Origin of the sequence: Olivibacter jilunii (assembly GCF_900607235.1) — a bacterium.
GTDB classification, from domain to species: Bacteria; Bacteroidota; Bacteroidia; order Sphingobacteriales; family Sphingobacteriaceae; genus Olivibacter; species Olivibacter oleidegradans.
The window spans coordinates 477,349-497,284 of sequence record NZ_LR027852.1 but is presented as its reverse complement, the minus strand read 5'-3'; the positions used below and the strand labels follow the sequence as shown (position 1 = coordinate 497,284).

16 protein-coding genes are annotated in these 19,936 nt (G+C 39.7%); 4 read left to right on the top strand and 12 right to left on the bottom strand.

Annotated elements, in window-relative coordinates; translation table 11 throughout:
* Positions 1-4: 4 nt before the first annotated feature.
* From E0E36_RS18175 to mobA, 10 genes are all read right to left on the bottom strand, one after another.
* The gene (locus E0E36_RS18175) at positions 5-496 is read right to left on the bottom strand and encodes a 4Fe-4S dicluster domain-containing protein (RefSeq protein WP_242627302.1); all 492 of its coding nucleotides are present in this window, start codon (positions 494-496) and stop codon (positions 5-7) included.
* Between the two features lie 111 nt (positions 497-607).
* A complete protein-coding gene (locus E0E36_RS18170) occupies positions 608-2,827 on the bottom strand; it encodes a molybdopterin oxidoreductase family protein (protein ID WP_130857197.1) in 2,220 nt (739 codons plus the stop codon).
* A 16-nt stretch (positions 2,828-2,843) separates the two neighbouring features.
* On the bottom strand, positions 2,844-3,899 hold the full coding sequence (locus E0E36_RS18165) for an MFS transporter (protein WP_130857196.1): 1,056 nt from the start codon (positions 3,897-3,899) through the stop codon (positions 2,844-2,846).
* A gap of 100 nt (positions 3,900-3,999) precedes the next feature.
* A complete protein-coding gene (locus tag E0E36_RS18160; protein WP_130857195.1) occupies positions 4,000-5,061 on the bottom strand; it encodes a tellurite resistance/C4-dicarboxylate transporter family protein in 1,062 nt (353 codons plus the stop codon).
* Between the two features lie 197 nt (positions 5,062-5,258).
* On the bottom strand, positions 5,259-5,978 hold the full coding sequence (locus E0E36_RS18155) for an HAD family hydrolase (protein WP_130857194.1): 720 nt from the start codon (positions 5,976-5,978) through the stop codon (positions 5,259-5,261).
* Positions 5,979-5,980: 2 nt separating this feature from the next.
* Positions 5,981-7,021: a lysylphosphatidylglycerol synthase transmembrane domain-containing protein gene (locus E0E36_RS18150; RefSeq protein WP_013665959.1), complete on the bottom strand. Its 1,041-nt coding sequence runs from the start codon at positions 7,019-7,021 to the stop codon at positions 5,981-5,983.
* Positions 7,022-7,966, bottom strand: a complete 945-nt coding sequence (locus E0E36_RS18145; protein ID WP_130857193.1) for a CDP-alcohol phosphatidyltransferase family protein — start codon at positions 7,964-7,966, stop codon at positions 7,022-7,024.
* Positions 7,941-8,837, bottom strand: a complete 897-nt coding sequence (locus E0E36_RS18140; RefSeq protein WP_013665957.1) for an RNA methyltransferase — start codon at positions 8,835-8,837, stop codon at positions 7,941-7,943. The genes E0E36_RS18145 and E0E36_RS18140 overlap by 26 nt, the downstream gene beginning before the upstream one ends.
* Positions 8,838-8,858: 21 nt before the next feature.
* Entirely contained in the window at positions 8,859-9,563 is a 705-nt protein-coding gene (locus E0E36_RS18135; RefSeq protein ID WP_130857192.1) for a nucleotidyltransferase family protein, read from the bottom strand.
* A 295-nt stretch (positions 9,564-9,858) separates the two neighbouring features.
* Positions 9,859-10,479: a molybdenum cofactor guanylyltransferase gene (mobA, locus tag E0E36_RS18130; protein WP_130857191.1), complete on the bottom strand. Its 621-nt coding sequence runs from the start codon at positions 10,477-10,479 to the stop codon at positions 9,859-9,861.
* A 112-nt stretch (positions 10,480-10,591) separates the two neighbouring features.
* Here mobA and E0E36_RS18125 point away from each other — a divergent pair, with 112 nt between their 5' ends.
* Positions 10,592-11,818 (top strand): MFS transporter, encoded by a 1,227-nt coding sequence (locus tag E0E36_RS18125; RefSeq protein ID WP_013665954.1) that lies wholly within the window; start codon positions 10,592-10,594, stop codon positions 11,816-11,818.
* A gap of 384 nt (positions 11,819-12,202) precedes the next feature.
* Here E0E36_RS18125 and E0E36_RS18120 read toward each other — a convergent pair whose 3' ends face one another.
* Together E0E36_RS18120 and E0E36_RS18115 are read right to left on the bottom strand one after the other, a co-directional pair.
* Entirely contained in the window at positions 12,203-14,656 is a 2,454-nt protein-coding gene (locus tag E0E36_RS18120; RefSeq protein ID WP_130857190.1) for a TonB-dependent receptor, read from the bottom strand.
* 114 nt (positions 14,657-14,770) lie between these two features.
* The gene (locus E0E36_RS18115) at positions 14,771-15,202 is read right to left on the bottom strand and encodes a hypothetical protein (protein WP_130857189.1); all 432 of its coding nucleotides are present in this window, start codon (positions 15,200-15,202) and stop codon (positions 14,771-14,773) included.
* Between the two features lie 243 nt (positions 15,203-15,445).
* Between E0E36_RS18115 and E0E36_RS18110 the strand changes: the two genes are divergently transcribed.
* The 3 genes from E0E36_RS18110 (at position 15,446) to E0E36_RS18100 (ending at position 19,846) form a co-directional block, all read left to right on the top strand.
* Positions 15,446-16,087, top strand: a complete 642-nt coding sequence (locus E0E36_RS18110) for an FKBP-type peptidyl-prolyl cis-trans isomerase (RefSeq protein ID WP_130857188.1) — start codon at positions 15,446-15,448, stop codon at positions 16,085-16,087.
* Positions 16,088-16,515: 428 nt separating this feature from the next.
* Positions 16,516-17,334: a helix-turn-helix domain-containing protein gene (locus tag E0E36_RS18105; RefSeq protein WP_130857187.1), complete on the top strand. Its 819-nt coding sequence runs from the start codon at positions 16,516-16,518 to the stop codon at positions 17,332-17,334.
* 64 nt (positions 17,335-17,398) lie between these two features.
* The gene (locus E0E36_RS18100; protein WP_130857186.1) at positions 17,399-19,846 is read left to right on the top strand and encodes a TonB-dependent receptor; all 2,448 of its coding nucleotides are present in this window, start codon (positions 17,399-17,401) and stop codon (positions 19,844-19,846) included.
* Positions 19,847-19,936: the final 90 nt, after the last annotated feature.

Below are 19,936 nucleotides of genomic sequence, written 5' to 3'. Positions count from 1 at the left end.
TTGATCAACTAACTACCAATTGAGTGGTTCCTTTCGGCATCATCACGAACACCTTTGTGGTTACTTCTTGATTTCCAAATTTAAAGGAGTTCACCGGTACACTATTAGGTCTCATCCGTTCAATCTCTTCTCGTGTGCCATAGAAAAGTGCTTGACTAGGACAAACTGTTGCACACATCGGCTTTTTACCTGCACTGGTTCGATCATAACACATGTTACATTTCATCATTAACTCAGCCTCCTCCATCTTTTTGGGAACACCGAAGGGACAGGCCAGTACACAATTCGAGCATCCGATACACCTTGGGGTATTTGCCGAATGAACAACGCCAAAGTCATCTTGATGAATGGCATCCGCTGGACAAACATTAGCGCAGGCTGGATTTTCACAGTGCATGCAAACCTGCACCGTGGTCTGTACACTTACTGCTCGATCGACGTAATTGACATGAATCATACTCTCCTGTCCGTTGGTTTCACATTCTGCACAAGCCATTTCGCAAGCATGGCAGCCAATACAGCGTTGCATATCTACAAAGAACGCCATATCCATATTGTAATTTGTTTCCGGCATAATATTCAGTTTATTGACCTTTAATTGTTAACATCATAAATGACTCTGATAAGCCGTTTCTTTTACTTTTTCAGATGCTACCTCACCGGTTGGAATAAGCTGACAGGCACAAACCTTAAACTCCGGTATCTTCGAAATGGGGTCAAGATTTCCAATCGTTAGCTGATTTGCAGCGTGCTTGCCTCCCCAATGGTAGGGAATAAATACAGTATCTTTCCGAATCGTCTCTACCACTTGAGCCGGAAATTCGGCCTCACCCCTTCGTGTTTTTACGCGAATAATATCTCCACTCCTAATATTATAGCGGCGCGCCAGTTCGGGATGTATTTCCAAAAGTGGCTCGGGATATTGATCTACCAACTTCCCGATCCGTCGAGTAGAGGTACCGCTTAAGTATTGCGACACCACCCGACCGGTTGTCAACACCACCGGGTAATCCGTATCGATCACTTCTGATGGCGGTTTAAAACTAACTGCATTGAAATGGGCCTTTCCGTCCGGTGTTTTAAATTTCCTATCTTCCCATAATCTTGGTGTTCCCGGATGGTCTAATGAAGGGCATGGCCAAAATACCCCCATGTTATTCACTACTTTCTCGTAAGTAATGCCAAAATAGTCAGCAGTCCCTCCCTTTGAAGCCAATCTTAATTCATTAAAAATTGCCTCACTGGAGTCAAAACTAAATTTATCTCCTTCATTCAGTCTCCCCGCTAATTCCATTAAAATCTCGCCATCTTTTCTAGCATTTTTTGGAGGAGTCACCGCTGCATTAATCTTTACCACCCGTCCTTCCGCAGTTGTAACGGTTCCTTCTTCTTCTTCATGCAGAGACCCCGCCATAATAATATCGGCATATCGGGCTGTTTCACTCAGAAAACTATCGATACACATATAGAACTCCAGTTTCTCCAAAGCTTCTCGCACGTAATTATTATTAGGCAACGACACCAATGGATTAAAACAAATAGAAATCAGTCCCTTAATTTCGCCACGATGAATAGCTTCTATTTGCTCATAGGCGGTTAACCCCTTACCAGGCAACTCCTGTTCGCTGATTCCCCACACGTCAGCGATGTATTGACGATGTTCCGGGTTGGTAATATCACGGTTGCCTGGCAGCTGATCACATTTGTGTCCGTGTTCCCGTCCACCTTGACCGTTACCCTGGCCAGTAATCGTGCCATAACCGCAATAAGGCTTACCTATACGTCCCGTTGCCAATACCAGGTTAATACAACTCAATACATTATCTACCCCCTTTGTGTGATGTTCAATTCCGCGAGCATGAAGCAAAAAGCTAGTCTTCGCCTTCCCCCAAAGGCGTGCCGCTTCAAAGATTTTCTCTTTAGCTACGCCCGTATACTTTTCCGCCCAGTCCAAGTCATAATCCCTTACGGCATTTATTGCTTCCTGAAAACCGCTTGTATAATTGGCAATAAATTCGTGATCGAGCCAATCATTGTCAACCAATATCTTAAGCATTGCTCCAAAAAGAGCAGAGTCTCCTCCTGGTATTACATTTAAATGTAAATCGGCCGTACGTGCCAAGGGTATAATACGCGGATCTACAACGATCAATTTGGCACCATTACCCCGCGCACGCCAAATATAATGGGTCAATGTAGGAAAGGTTTCGCTGATATTGGCCCCCGCCACAATGATAACTTCCGCATGTGCTAGGTCAGCCCAGCTATTGGAGCTTCGATCCAATCCGAACGCTTTCTTATTGCCGGCTCCCGCGCTCACCATACAAAGCCTACCGTTATAATCCAAATTAGCAGTTTTTAGAGCTACCCGGGCAAATTTGCCAATCATATAGCTTTTTTCGTTTGTCAGCGAAACACCGCTTAACATAGCGAATGCGTTGTTACCATAGGCTTCCTGTATGCGTTTGATTTCTCCCACGGTTTTATCCATCGCATAGTCCCAAGACACCTGTTGAAAGCCCTTTCCCTCCACTCGTTTTAAAGGGGCTAGTAATCTATCCGGATGGTTATTCTGAAGATAACGCTCTACCCCTTTTGGACACAAACGTCCTTCGTTAAACGGGAACTCCATCCAAGGTTCAAATCCAACTACTTTATTTTCTTTCACTTTTAATTGAATACCACATTGCATGCCGCAATAACAGCAATGGGTCTTCACCAGGCTGTCAGGCTCGTGAGAGCCGTAAAAACCGGCTTGGGGAGCATATGCTTTGTGCGGGCCGAATTGGGCGATTATCTCATCAATTGTTGTAGGGAGTGTTGCCATTTACCTTATCTCTTAATTAACCAAAGAAGCTTCCTGATTCCTTTCTCACTTGAAAATGCGCTCTTGCTAAAGCGGCGCGTTTACCTTCAGGACTCAAATCAAGATGACTTGAACCATCGGGCTTGCTGAAGTCAAATCCGAGCTCTTGTGTTACCTTTTTCAAATCTTCGATATGTGTTTTCGATGCGAATTCTTTTTTAGTATGTGGGCATACAGCCATTCCTCGCCGCCTCCCTTCAATTTTATATAAGTTAGCGCCCAATTGCGCGAAACGCTGATAAATGTGAAAGAATTTTCCAAAAGGTAGCCACAGCAAAAATAATATGACCGTTATCGCATGTGTAACGGCCATAAACTGGTATGTTTTACCCTCTAAAAACGTATAATCATAAGAAATTCCTAATCCCGTAACCGAAATGGCGATCAACAAAATCAACGGCAATAAATCATCATCAAAAGTTTGCGTAGCAATTAATCCACCATTTGTAAATCGGCGCTTCATCATAATCACTGCACCAATAGTAACCAAGACAGAGCACCACACCAAACAGTGAAAGGCGATAAAAGCTAAAGGAGATCCCAGGCTGAACGTTCCTGCCTCAAAACCGAACAGCATCGCATGATAGGTCGTGTCATCGCCTGGCTTTAGTTCAAAATGTATCCACCCAAAGGTAAGTGGTATTGTAATGGCAAAGGCCATCAAACAGCCACTCGACAGTAGAAAATGACCAAACCATCTAGTTTTACTCCGATAAGCTATAAATCGTTGAAAAAGAATATTTCGAAAAAACAATCGGATGGAGTTCCATAAGTAAGGAAAAAAATGTACGCTGAAGAGAAATCCAACACTTCTACGCCAATAAAGTTTTGTAGGTGGCCGCTGAGTCCAGACCGCATACCGATAGGTCGTTCCAAAAACAGCAAAGATGGTACCCGTTAAATAAGCTATTAGTGCCGGATCAAAATTTTGAAGCTTGCGCGACCCGACCCAAACGAAAACGATCACTAAAATCGTCATTAATAACGCTTTAACAAAAGCACGACGATTTAAGGTTTGGAAGAGTTTATACATAATTTAAGTAAATATGAAATGATTCGCTTCACTCAAACGTCACCTCCCGTTTAACAATCCTTTCCGGTAATTGTTTGCTTTGTGACTGATTTAAACCACTTTATGTTTGTGTTTCTTTTTGAACAAGAGACAATAGATACCTGATAAATCCTAATGCGACGGCAACCCAAGCAAATAATGCTACATATATAAAGGCAGCTGGAATGAATTTAAGAAATGTAATAGATAAGGCCTCACTTAATCGATACGTACAAACCGTATACATACCCAATGGAAAAACCATAGCCCAATAGGTAGGATCATAACCCTTTGCACTGGTCGGAACGGGCACGCGCTTGATCGCATGTCGCCAAAAACCCAATAACAATAATAAGGGTATCCACCAAGTACCTGCAGCCCAATAGAATAACGTAAAGCCTTTTAAAAAGGGAAGAATCTGAGACAGAAAGGCAAAATCACCTGCGTGCAGAATAAGCATGGATCCTGCCAGCGTCGAAATGGCTGTTGCCCCCATGTTGATCCAGTATGGAGCACCAAATTCAGTGGCATGTAAAGAAAAGAAAGACAGACGATATATAATGAGAGACATGATGTAGAGATAAAAGACACATCCCAACAAAAAGAAACATAAAGCTATAAACAAACCAACATAGCTTAGTTCTCCTAATTCCTTGGCAATAAAAGAAATAAGTACGGATAAGGCTTGTATAGCCACAATGAATACGAGCCATGTACCATTAATTCCTTCTTTTAGCGGCTTTTTCTCTTCCGTTACTGTTATATGGAAAAAGAACCCATAACCTATCAATAGCCAAATGAGTAAGGCCAATAAAAGTACTATGCCAGCGAGCGTAAAAGCTTGATAAAACAAGATAAGCTGATTTCCCATAATACACAAGGCTGCTATGATAGTAAAAAAGCCGGGGCCTCTTTGATAGCTCTTAAAGTCTTGCCACACTTCAGCACGATAATATAGAATCCGATAAATGAATAACCAAAATAAAGCGAAAAAAAAACAAATGTTGAAATAGAATAGTAACCAAGCTAAGACGCCGAAACCAACTAAAAGCGAAGCAATTGAAATGATACCCGTCGCCATAACCATTGCAAAATAGCCTGGCAATAAATTTCTAATCTTTTGCTTAATCAAGCTTTCTATCATAATCGGTATGTGGTTTAGATCGTAACTTATATATCACAATCTATTTATTCATAATTAGATAGCAATTTACCATTTTTATGCGGCAAACCTATTCCAGCTATCAAATTTAATAAATAAATGTTTTAGTTACTTTACCGTATATATGATAAAGGCAATGTTACGGCTCTCTCCGTGGGAGAACACAGAGGTTAAGCTATTTATATAACAAATTGTGTATTTATGTTTTGAAGAGCCTCGGGAAGCTGAGCAAAATCGGTAATTTGCACATCAGCAAACTCATTTCCAACAACCGAGAGGTCCTCTTGAATGCCGTCGACATTAAGCCAAATGGTTTTACAGCCAACTTCCTTAGCAGGAATAATATCCTTTTTGAAAGAATCGCCTATAACAACACATTCTGCTGAATTTAAACCGATTCGGTCCACTCCGAGCTGATAAATCGCCGGATTAGGTTTGCGTACCCCAACTATAGCTGATTCCACAATGTCACTAAAATAGTCAGCTAACCCAAAATCGGCCAATACCGACTGGATGTTTCCATAAAAGTTAGACACCAACACCATCGGATATGTTTCAGCTAATAAGTCGAGTGTTCTCTTAGCCTCTGTTACCGTCGTAAGAACTAACTTCATGCAGTGGCTAACGATTTTTTCTATTTTTGAGTACTCACCCTCTGCCAATTTAAGGTAAGAAAATTGTTGCTGAGTTTTTAAATGTAACACCTCACTGAAAATATGGTGCGGCTTAATAATCGGATGAATAGCCAACGATTTTTCGCCAAAGGTATAAGCCTCCATAAATTGTTCAAAGCTTGTTTCAACACCCGCGGCCTGATACGCCCCCCAAATCACATTTGCCCAATGCCGACCGTTCGTATCGATTGTTCCACCGTAATCAAATAATAAGCCTTTAATCATATTTACTGAATATTGATGTTATTGTTAATCTCTTCCAATGTTTCGTTCGCTTCGGTGTTGGTTTTAGATATACGCATGAGTGCCAATCCGATAATAATCCAAACGACTTCGCGGATACGCATAATAATACCAATGAAAATCCCGGCCGATGCAGGCATCCCCACACTTTTCAGTGCTAAGGCCAGCCCTCCCTCTCTAGTACCCAATTGCATCGGAAAGAAGAAGATAAGGTTGGCAAATAAAGATGAACCTGAACTAATAATAAGGGACTGCACTATACTCATATTCAAGCCTATCGCTTTCGCTGTACAAAAAATCTCGAGACAACCGACTACTCTGGCGATAAATTCAAAGGCTAATGATTTGAAAAAACGTTCTCTTCTCTGTGCGTATAATTCTGTAATCTGGTTATCAATTTCTTTAAGGCTATCGTGTTTTTCGGCAACAAAGTCGCCCACCTTACGCTTCAAGCCAGGGACTTTGGCTAATACCTTAAAAGTACTTAAGGTAAATCCTTTTTTATAAACCCGTCCGAACCAATAACACAAAACAACGCCCGTGATGAACATGACGGAACATCCGATTACCATAATGGCATTGATAGGAACATAAATCAGGATTAATATAATGGACGCCAGCCAGAACAACACATGAGAGAACATGTGCATTAAACTATATAACAAAACAGACGAGCTCGCTTTTTGAATTCCCAGTCGCGGTTTCAATTCCATAATACGATAAGGTTCACCACCCAACGCAACAAAAGGTGTAATATAGTTAATGGCATAGCCACTAATTGTCAGCTTTAGTACTGATGCAAAGGAAAGATTACTTGCCGGGATTCGGGGTTCTTGAATAATCGCTTTAAAAGCGATGGCATTCAATATGTATATAAGAAGCCAACTACCGATGACGGGTAAAAACCACCAGCCTGTCTTTTTTATATTATCCCAAATGACATCCACCCCCAGTGCGTATACCATGTAGCATAGGGTTGCAATACCTATAACAAAGAAAAGTATCTTGTAAACTTTGCTAGCCATTTACGCTTTATATTCATTAATGCGCTCATAAAAATGTGCACTTACTTTTTCCTGCCGGTTGCACATATAGATCAAAATAGGATTCAGGACAAACAAATCGAAAAAGAAGTAAATCCAAGCATAATCAATAAAGAGCCACAAGAAAAGAAAAATAACACGGGTATTGAATTGTACAATGTTCGTGTACTTCATCAGTGGCTTATTCATTTGCCGAAAATCATGAATTAGTTTTGCAGGTAAGCCCTCTTTAAAGTCGCTACGGATAATACCTAACAGCTTTTGTAAGTTGGGAGAGAAACGTTCCTGCATTTTGGTATAGTTCAAATACCCTCTGGAAACAAACTTAGTCCATGCCTGTTTAGACCAGCTCATCTGATCATACTCTTCCTGCAAATCTTTGCTGTTATCTAATTCACTTCCGTTAGTCCCTTTTATAAAAAAAAGATGCACATTTCTATAATAATCTGCCATGGCCGATTGAACCAAGTGAGATACACCCGCGAGGATACCGAAAATCCAAACAGCAGCAGACCAACCTTCATTCATAGCCCGGAGGCATATCGCGATATGGATAGAAGCAAACCAGAAATCGCCTGCGAAACCGTCAAGAATCCTGCCAAATCTACTCTTATTGTTCGTGAGACGCGCCAACTGTCCGTCGGCGCTATCCAGTGAGTTTGCGAACATTAAAAGTAACATGCCAACCACATTAATAGTTAGCGAAGGATAATAGAAAAGGATACCCGCCGCTACCCCAAAAAAGATACTGATAATAGTTACAGCATTTGGTGTTAAACCTACTTTTTGGCAGAAAAAAGCGATTTGAAGTCCTATAGGCCGATAAAAATAGATATCTATTTTTTCTTCGGTATCATTAGATTTTAATGAACTCTCAAAAATGTCTTTATTCTCTTGCTTTTTATTTTTCACTTGCAATGATTCCATCTAACTGTTTCTGGAAGATATTTGTTAAAAGTTGGGCTATAGCAGACGCAGCCTGTTCCCGGCAAGGAGCAAAACTGGGCCAATCATTTAAATCGATGACTATGATATTTCCCTGTGGATCAATGATTGCATCTCCACCAAAGATGTGTACATTAAGAACGGCCGCTGCATCCAGCGCTATTTGTTTCAACTTATTCTCATCAAAGGGGTTATATACCAGTTTACTATTTATCTGTTCGTAATGCGCGTATTTATGGTGATTATGTTCATAGGGGTAAAACCAAAAGAAAAAGTCGGTTCCTCTAACGCCATAAAATTTCACTAAATCACCGGCCAAATGTTTCGAGATAACAGCATCGGGAATTCCTCTTAATGCATATTCCCTCAAAATTTCCAAACCTTCTTCCCTTGAGGAAACAAAAGTAACATCTTCTTTATGGATGGCATGAAAATCGCCACGTTTGATCCAGACCCCCGGTTGTGGGAACTCGTTAAATAAGCGCTCATCGCGACAATCAGTCGACACAATAATACTCTTCGGGTAGGGAATCTTATTTTCTAACAGTAGGTTAGTCATATTCGTCCGAAAACAATGCTCCACTCCAAAAGCTGAATTGACTACACAAGCTCCTTTCTCTTCTAAATCTTGTAGCTTCTTTACAACAGCTTTCTCACGAGCCATCGAAACGATATATGTATCAGCAGCAATCGTCTCATCCTGAAGAAACTCTTCCTCGGTGTAGATATGAACATCGTATCCTTCTTTTTTTAATGCCTCTACACTTAACAAAAAAATAGCTTCGTCATTTCCTATGTGGTTTGGAGAAAAGGTCCTTCCTCGTCGAACGCCTAATATTTTAATATTTTTCACTTCTTATTTATTGAGATATTTTTAATCATTTAACCATGTTTCAGCCAATTGTAAATCCGCTAAATGATCAATATCTATTATTTTATCAAAGGTAAATGCCTTCACGTTTAAGTGCTCTTCTAATAGTAGGCGCTGAAAATTGCGCATACGTTCAATATTATTGTCAATTGCCTTAGGCACACAAGCTAAAGCCTTTCGCCGCAAGGCATAAATCCCGCCAGATACAAGTATCTTCGTGCTGTCCTCGTTTTTGTCAGTAAAGGCCATTACATCACCACTTGCATTCGTTCTCACATATAAAGGACTCTCATCCTCTACAAATGGGGTAACTGCCATTAAAGCATCCAATGAGGTATTGCGCCTAAATTCCTCTAAATAAGCGCCAAATTCTTCCTCTTTAAAGATCGTATCTACCGTAGTTGCGCATAACTCTTCTATATTCGGTACTTCCTTTAGTAATTCGTAAAAGCTGTGCAGCGAGCTTGGCGTGCTTTTCTGCACAACCCGTATTTGCGTATTCTCGCGATTTGAATGCAACGATTCAGCCAGCTCCGTTGATTCTTCGTTAACGATGATATGGATTGTATCGGCGCCATGAGCTACAAAAGTAGTGATCAAGCGCTCTATCAAGGGTATGCCATTTAACCTAGCCAAAGGCTTTGGATAAGGATAACCGCTTTTCGCTAAACGAGAGCCCTCACCTGCAGCAATTATTGCAAAATCCATATGTTCTTATTATTTTTTAGCGCACAAACTTAGATAAACTTTCGTTTAATTGAAAACTTAGCCACGCATCCGTTTTAAGATTTATTTTTCCGATTAAGCACAAAAAACATGATCATCACCATAAACCGAATCGCAAAACTTGCCGCAAAGCATTCAGCACTACACATTCACCTAAATAATAACAGCTCAACTACGTTTATGTCGACTCTTTTTTATTTTTCACAATAAAAGTCAAGCAGTCAAATTCCTTATTTTTTTACATAAAAAAAACAAAGAACTGTAGCGCCTACGCTTATCAAAATTTCAGGATATCAAGTTTTGCTTTCTCCCAATTTGTTTCTAACGCAAGCAGCGCTGCTTTATCGTTTATATTTTGAAAACACCCACTCATGTGTCCAGGAAAAGTTTTACATAGGGTTGTTTTATTATTTAGGATGAAATCGGTCATCTTCAATTGATCCGCCATAACATGTTCTCTGACCGCAGTTTTTAAACTACTCGGATATAATGAAAATAAGGGATTGGGTTTATTATTAATCATGGAAACAATTAAATGCTCACGATCAATGGATGAGATTAAGTATGCTATTGCTTCAACTGATATAAGCGGCATATCGCACCCTACTAAAAGTACCAAATCTGCCGAGGTATTCTCCAAAGCGGTTAGCAAACCACCCATCGGCCCCTTATTAATGACCACGTCACCATATACAGGAAGGCTGAAATTTCGATAAGCAGCATGATTAGCGATTAACTTTACCGATAGCCTTGCTTTTTGCAGCGTTTGGATAATATAGGACACCATAGCTTTGCCATTCAGCGGTATCAACCCCTTATCTTCTCCCATTCTGGAGCTCTGCCCGCCCGCTAATACGAAAGCATCTATGGTAACATGTTTAGGTAAATTAGAAGTCATTTGTCATGCTCGAGGGTCAAATATATTAGGATCTATATGGTAGTTCTTTAAAAAATTCTTCAACAAATTCTAAAACTTTCACTAATTTAGGAAAAAAACCACTGAAACTTGCATGAATTTTTCGCTCCGCATCCAACTGTCCTTTATGATGTTTTTAGAGTATTTCATCAAAGGCGCTTGGTTTGTCACATTAGGCACTTACCTAACAAGCAACTTAAAAGCCACCGGGTTTGAAATGGCCAATATATTTTCCACACACTCGTTAGGTGCCGTTATTGCCCCCTTCTTTATCGGACTGATTGCCGATAAGTATTTTCGAGCGGAGCGACTGCTCGGTATATTGCACTTTTTTGGGGCCTTTTTGTTATTTTTAATGTACCAAGCCACTCAAGCAAGTGATTTTTATCCTTATGTTTTGGCTTATTTTATTGCTTATATGTCTTCGCTAGCACTCAGCAATGCCATTTCCTTTAGGCATTTACCCAATCCACGCCAACAATTTCCTTCAATCCGCGTATGGGGAACTATTGGGTGGATTATTGCGGGGATAACCATCAGTTATATTTTCCATTGGGATAAAAGTGAGGCTATTGCCTCAGGCGCCCTTAAATACACCTTTCTTTTAGGCTGTTTCTCATCCCTACTCCTGGGCTTATTTAGTTTTACCTTACCGGCTACGCCGCCTGTTAAGACTGAAAAAAACAAGAGCATGGCATCACTTTTAGGTTTAGATGCGCTACAGTTGCTAAAACAGAAAGATTTTTTAATTTTCTTTACTTCAGCCATCCTCATTTGTATACCGCTAGCTTTTTACTACCAGAATGCTAATCCCTTTTTAACCGCTATCGGTCTACCGAATCCAACCGCCAAAATGGCTTTAGGACAATTTTCAGAAGCTATTTGCTTATTATTTATCCCTTTCTTTTTTTCCAGATTAGGTTATAAAAAAACAATCCTTATAGGTATTGCGGCATGGATTATACGCTACCTCCTCTTCGCTTATGGAAACGCTGATAATTTATCCTTCATGTTGATAACGGCTATTTTATTGCATGGAGTCTGTTATGATTTTTTATTTGTTGTTGGACAAATTTATACCGATACCATTGCCGGTGATCGCTTTAAATCATCTGCCCAAGGGCTGGTTACCATCGCTATGTACGGTGTGGGTATGCTAATCGGTTTTTGGGTTGCAGGATATATTACCGAATATTTGAAAGAACAACAAGTGGTTAATTTTTGGAAGCAATTATGGATTTCTCCCGCAATCATTGCTTCGCTCGTATTCGTTTTATTTCTTTTCCTTTTTAAAGATCAAAAGATTAAAGACAAGCGATGAACACCGGTAAACACTGATGCTCATCGTTTGGTAAAGGCGTTCAGCCAGGTTACAATATCCGTATCATCAACTGAAAAAATTGCGACCAATAGTACAATAATGAAAGAAAACAGTAAAATGCTTGAAAAATCAAGTGTACTTTGTTTTTCAATGAATGTAATTCCATGCCTAGGTCTTCGTTTACTGTTTCGTTGATTATGGTTTATCCTTCTACTGTGCATAATAGGTTTTTTAATCTGACAAACTAAATTACCAAATTATTGGACTGAAAAATCCATTGGAACGCGAATGATACGCTTTTGTCGCATTTGCTCACTATTACACAATGAAGAGCGAGTTGACCCGCTCTTCTAAAACCATTTATTGCACTAATTGCTTTTACAATCAGAAGGTATAACCAATTGACACCAAATGATTCCGAGGTGCTCCAGGAAAAAGTCGATTGAAGTCGAAACCACCCACCCAATACGTTTTATCGAGAAGATTATTAAAATTCGCTTGTATTTTGAATTTATCAATACGGTAGTACAACGCAGCGTTAACAACCCAGTAAGAGGGTAACTGCAAGATATCACTGTTTGTATTTCTACGCGTCGCATAATTTGCGCCAAGAGCTACACCGATTCCATTGAGCGCACCCCTCATAAAATTATACTTCATCCAAATATTTCCCTGGCTCTTCGGCGCATTCGGCATCATTTCACCAATCTCACTCACATCATCACTCTCGGTTATCTTTGCTATGTTATAGGAGAAATTACCGGTTATACTAAAGTTAGACGTTATGCTTCCATACGCTTCCACCTCCACCCCCTTGGCTTGCTGTTGCCCTATTTGCCGAAGTAGGTCCGGATTTCCCTCCGCTCCTGCATTAACTAAGATATTGTTTTGTTCAATGCGATAGACCGCCGTAGTAACTGATAGACCTTTATGAAAGAATTCCATTTTTGCACCAGCTTCTACCATATTACTGATCAGTGGGTCAAACGGACCACCGTAAGTCTCCGGATCGCCTATAGTACTGGCTGTTTGGGGTTGATAACCCTCCGTATAGGTTGCATAAAAGCTCACAGGTTCGATTGGTGTATACACGATGCCAAGCCTTGGAATGAAGGCCTTCTGTTGCACATGCCTTTCATCAGCCTTTGTATAATTGAGTATATCTGTATAGAATTCCTGTCTAAAGCCCAATAAAATTTGCAACCTATTCCATTTCAATTGTTCTTGTACATATACCCCGTTTACGAAATACTTAGTCGGCGTTTCCTCTCGCGGTACATTCATATATTGCGAAATCTCTGAAATAGAATAATCCGGATCTGCTAAATCGAAATAAGGCACATTAGGCACCGGAATCCCATTTGCAAACTGATATCGTTCCGGATGCTGCGGATCATAAGTACTATAGGTTCGCGTTCCATCGCTGCTTAAAAAGCCACTGGCATTATAGGTAGAGTTACCTTTTGGAAAGGTTTCCTCGATATGATCATAACCGATCAGGAGTTTATGTTCAAAAGGCCCGGTGTTGAAATCAAAATTAAAATAAGTGCTCAGATTATCAATATAATTTTTCCGCAGACGTCGTATCGTTTGCATGCCCATTAATGTAGGGATTTGATTTCCCAATGAATCTACTGCATATTGATTCGATGTACGATGTTCCAATAAGTCTTCATCATAAAAAGATTTAAGATAAGATGCGTTAAAAGTGATATGGTCAGAAAACCGATGTTGTAACGAAATGGTTGAAAATAGATTCAACTCATTTTGGTAATCATTTTTCCGTCCAATGGCAAAGGATATCGGTGTCGAATACAGATCCGTACCGGAAGAGGCCCCAAAAATCGGTTGCCCTCGATCGAGTCGACCTTTATTATATTGATATACCAAATCGAAGTTAACACGTGTTCGATCGTTTGGTATAAACGAAAAAGAAGGGGCCAATACCAGTGCTGAACCATCTTGCAGTATACGAAAGGATTCCGCATTCTGATAAGCCAAGTTAAGCCGATACAATAGCGTTTTACTATCGTTCATCGGACCTGTAAAATCCATCGTGGTTCGATAAGTGTTATAACTCCCGGTTGTAAAATTGATTGATTTACGCGCCTCATCTAAGGGTTTTTTAGTGACCGTGTTAATAGTACCTCCCGGATCGGTATTGGCAAAAAGTGCAGAAGCAGGTCCTTTAATTACTTCAATGCGCTCGACATAAGGTAGCAGGTTCTGGGCCCAACCACGGGTTGAAATACGCAGGCCGTTTATTAGGGTGTTACTTGCACGGAAGCCCCTCAATACAAAATCATTATTATTATACGAATACTGGTTCACACCGCTCACATTCTTGATAGCATCACTGGTTTTAAAGGCCAGCTGATCGTCCAAGGTTTCTTTGGTTACATAACTGATGGATTGCGGAGTCTCCTTAATGGGAGTCGCTGTTTTCGTTCCGCTAAAACTATTGGTGTTTTTGTACCCGCTTTCTTTGCGCCCTATCACCTCTACCGATTGCAATGCTTCTTGACTTGATTCAAGTACTATATCCAATGAAAGGCCTTCCCCCTCTTTAACAGACACTTTTGCTTGATAATGTTTGTAGCCAACAAAACTTAGGTGCAATATATATTCGCCAGGTCTTGCCATGAATTGAAAGTATCCTTCACTATCCGTTTTAGTTAACGTCATCTTATCGTTTAGCCAAACGGTCACACCCGCCAATGAATTACCATTGGGATCTTTTACAACACCTTGAAGTTTGTTTTGCGTATGATTGGATTGGGCCCTAGTGCTAAGGGACAAAGAAAGGAAACTGAATAAAAGGAAAAGTTGATATTTCATTTGATATTATTTAAACTAATTCTAAAGAGAGGCAAATATAAAAATATCTTCCTCTTATTTAGAATCAATAAAAATAAATCTTTGGGATTTCCGCCGAAGGTCAGAACAGTCGGGTCATTTTTGCGGATATTTCTTTTTCAAATCACGCATCAGTTTCTTCACCACAGCCTTTCCTGCATTGAAGCCATTCATTCCATTAGGACTGGCTTTATAGGTAGTGGATTCCCAAAGTACCTCTCCTTTTTGGTCAATTATTTTTGCACTCAATGCGTATGATGTACCTCCCCATGAAGTTGCTGTGATTCCCTTAGAAGCTTCTATATGAACGCGCATCTGCAAATCCGACTGTTCCGGTGCAGAGACCAGATGCCAGTAATTCCATTCTTTCAATCGCTCCGACAATTCGTCGGCTGTTTTTAGAACTTGCTCATTTTTGGAATTTACTTCAATGAACATGTTTTCTTTTTGTTCCTGCACTTCATTTCCTTGTGCAAATAAGAATCCCGCAATGAGCAGAAAACACAAACTGCTTAATATTAATTTCATATGTTTTATTATTGATAGAGTTTTCGCTAAGCTAAAATCTTATCCGTTGTTTTTCAATCGCAGAAAACCATTAATTTTTAATCAGGCAGGTTAGATTTATCCGACGCTATCAATATCAATTTTCCGCTAAAACAATTTATTGTAGCGAAAGTCAGTATATAAACGTTAAAAGGTCGACAAGGATTATTCAGATGTTATCAATCAACCTGAACAATACCAAGGAAAAAATTAACGTATATACAAATGAAACACACAAACAAAATTCTATTTCTACTTTTTGGGGTGCTAATTGCTTTTTCAGCCTGTAATAAAACTGATTTCGATGAAATAAGAAGGGAACAGGAAAGACAGGATTCCATCCGACAAGCACGCATACGGAAAGTACTTGCCGAACAAGAACCGATCTTGAGAGCCTATGTTCAAGACCCTGACAATGGATGGACCAATCCAAGGCGTAGTGATAGTACGGGTATTTGGTACGAGGTATTGGAGCCAGGTCAATCTGATTCTTATACCTACAAATTGAATTCAATAGGTCAAATTGTAGCGCCTACTATTGAAGTAAAGTACAAAGGGCAGTTACTGAATGGAACTGTATTTGATCAAACAAGTGATTCTTTAGCCAACAAAAAAACGTTTAAAACCAATTTAGGTTCTAACATTATCCCTGCCTGGGTATATGCTTTCATACCAAGCTCATTTACTTATAATGGTCAGAACATGCCGACCTTTGGATTGACAAGCTCAGGATTGAAAAAAGGATCTAAGATCCGTTTTGTAACCCCATCACCTTGGGGCTACGATGATAAAGCTAATGAAAAAATACCCGCCAACTCTCCACTAGTATTTGAAATAGAAGTTGTTGACATTAACGACAATCTATAGCATTTCGTCACACAACAACAATTCGCAGGGCCTGGAATTTAGAACATAAATTTCAGGCCCTGTCATTACTAAGCCTTTCTGCCTCGCAATCGTATTTTAATTTGTAGGTGTTTAGCCCCATCCATCTGGGGCTCAAACCGTATCAACAGCGAATCAGATGGGACTTCTATCCGACCGCGAACCCTTTAAACTCCTAGGTGATTCGCTGTTGATTCCCAATAGATCCTTATCTACGCGAACAACGTACGAAGCTTGTACGAACATAGGTGCTTTATCTATCTTTTATCTGTCGTGCAAAACTATATCTCATCATTTCTCGTCTGTCACTTAAAATTGGCACTAAATAATCTACTATTTTTATAGAGAATAATTGCAGAAATTAAGTGGACCCTTCTTATTTTTATAGACGAATCATATAGCGATGAAGAATGCAGGCATTTAAGATAAAAGAGAAAATAGGTTTAGACAAAACATTTAAAATAGCACCTTTTCGAAAGCATATACGGAATACCGAACCCCACAAGCATAAAAACTATTTCGAAGTCATCTTTCTATGGAAGGGTGACGGTGTGCATCTGATAGATAGTACCGCCTATCCTATCGCTGCACCCGCTATCTTCATCCTAAAAAAGAACCAAATCCACGCTTGGGATATCGTCAGCGAACCCGAAGGCTTTGTTCTGATTATAAAGGATGAATTTATAAACCATAGTAAAGACACCGAACTAAAAGCCCTGTTTCATTTGTTCTGGAGAATTGAACATCTGCCCCTCCAGCACGATATTCAACCGATTCGAAACCTTTTCGAAAGCCTCTACCATGTATATTCGCAAGAGCAGCATTTTCAGGATTTAATTATCGAGGGATTATTGAAGAGTATTTTAGGCACCCTACTACAAGAGGGGCTCAAGCAGGATATTGACAATAGATACCTAGACCTATATGCATTATTTATTGATCTGATTTCGACAACCGAGGGAACCAATAGAAATCTAAGCTTTTATGCTGAAAAGCTAAACATTCCGTCGAAAGTGCTTAATGACATTTGTTATAAGGTGGCTGGAACATCAGCAAAGAAGATTGTCGAAGCCTTTACCCTTTCTGAAGCCAAACGTTATTTACAGTTCAGCAACCTTACCATTAGCGAAATTGCTTTCCGACTGCAATTCAACGATCCGTCCTATTTTGTAAAGTTTTTCAAAAAGCACACGAACATAACACCGCATCAGTTTCGTGCTTTATCATAAATTACCAAAGATAGATCGATTTTCACCATTTTTATCGCGATAACTATCCTAGCTTAGCGCAAGTATGAAAAATCTGTACGTACTTTCTTTTTTATTATTTTTTCTTTCATCTTCCGCTTTGGCTCAAGAAGCTCAAGTTTCCGGCCAAGTATATGATTCGTTAAGCCATAGCCCAATAAGCTACGCAAGTGTAAGCATACATCAAAACAATCATGATTCAGCTTTTGTAGATGGCGTTATGACAAATGAAAGCGGCGCTTTCTCACTCGCAAAATTAAAAGCAGGACAATACCTGCTTAAAATACGATTTTTAGGTTATGAAACGCAGGTAATCAAACTGACACCGCTCCATGCAGGCGAACATTTAGCTATAAAAGCAATAGAATTGAAACCATCCGCTACCTTTTTAAACGAGGTGGTTGTTTCAGCTCAACCCAATCTAAATTATCATAAGATAGATAAGCAAGTGTACAAAGCAAACCAGTTTGAGACGGCAAAGGGTGGAACTGCTATCGATATTATCAAAAATATGCCATCAATAGCGATCAATGGGCAGGGAGAAATTACATTACGAGGGTCTAGTGGCTTTTTGGTATTGATAAACGGTAAAGCAGTACAAACGGATGTGCAGACGATATTAAGTCAACTTCCCGCTAATGTCGTGGAAAATATTGAACTGATTACCGCCCCATCAGCAAAATACGATCCGGATGGTAAAGGTGGTATTATCAATATCACTACAAAAACAGGAGTGGATAACGGTTCTTTTCTTGCGATAAACCTACAAACTGGCTTTCCCAGTTTTAACGATTACAATAATAAAGAAAGTCAAAAACGTTATGGCACTGATATTTCCTTCAACTATAAAAATAACCGATGGGATTTAACGGCAAGTGCTAACTACCTTCGCAATGATAACGCCGGGTTCAGAGAGGGCGACGTTTATACGATTATCAATCAAATTAAAACTACCTTTCCGTCGAATGGTGAGCGCAGCTTTGATAAGTACAATTACGGCGGACGCTTTAATATCGAATTTAAAGCAGATGAGAAGAACACGTTCTCAATCGGATTTTTTGCAGGACACAAATTTCAGGATCGTGTGGCTGATATTTACTATAACAATACCAAAATAGATTTGGAAAATCAGCAAGTTATAGGAAGGACTTCCTATTTTAATGCTAATCTCCAAACAAAACAAGGTAACTTTGTACTCGGAAATTTTGGTTATACCCATCAATTTAATGATCGATCCAACCTGTCTCTTTCGCTACTCTACGAATATGCCGACTTATACGGTTCTACAGATAATAAAAATATAGAAGGGAATACGACCGTTCAACATACTCTTAACACTTATAAAAACCCGCTCAAAGGATTACGAGCTAAATTGGATTATTCGGTAAAAATTGGCGAAGGAAGCTGGGAAAGTGGCTATCAATTCAGGGAAGACAAGCAAAACGGAGATTTTATTTACTCAACAAAACAGGGAGATACTTTCGTCGTTGATCCGGAATTTTCTGGTCTAATAGACGCTCGGAATTCCATTCATTCGCTTTATAGCCAATACGCCGGTAAGCATAAAAAGTTCGAATATACGGGAGGCTTACGCTACGAACATGCAAATCGTAATGTAAACTTGCGAGGGGAAGAGGCACCTCATGTACTTACTTTGGACAATTTATTCCCTTCAGCCAATATACTTTATACACTTAGCAGCGGGTGGCAAACAAAAGCCGGCGTCAGTAGAAGAGTGCAGCGAACCAATAATTTTGAATTGAACCCTATACCTGAGCGTGAACATTCAGAAACCTTGGAGCAGGGAGATGCTGATTTATTACCCGAGTTTATATACCTGGCAGAGCTAGGGCTTATCAAAACTTTCAAAAAGGGGTCATTTTTCTCCACCTTATACTATCAAGATATTAAAAACCCCATTCAACGGGTAAATAGCGTATATACGGATACGATTTTAAATCGTATCTATACGAATGCGGGCAAGGCCTATAGCTATGGTCTGGAAACGGGTATCAATACACAGATAACCAAGCAATGGCAAATTTATTTAGGCGCCAATCTATATAAGTACCATATAAAAGGGACGTTATTCGATGAACAGATCGATGTAGCCAATAGCGATTGGGTCTATGCCATAAATTTTAACACAGACTATAAAATAAATTCCACACTTAACGTTCAAGGAAATCTTAACTATTTGTCGGCTCGTCCAACAGCTCAAGGAAGAGATTCTCGTTTTATATCACCTAACCTCGCACTGAAAAAAACTTTCATGAACGGCCGGTTCAGTGCGCAACTACAGTGGCAAAATATCGATCTGGGATTCATCCAGGCTAATGAGCAACGGATTACAACCTTTGGTTCCGATTTCTATACCACTACAAACTATATTTACGAAAAAGATATCCTACTCTTAAACCTCAGTTTTCAGCTAAATAAATTGAAGAATAAACTCAAACTTCCGGAGAGCGAATTTGGGAACAAAGAATTTTAGCCCCGATTCTGTCATATTATTGTCATCCCGTAATTTGCTATTTTTAATAGGTCTAAATAACTATACATTTGTGCCGATTAAATTCAGCCA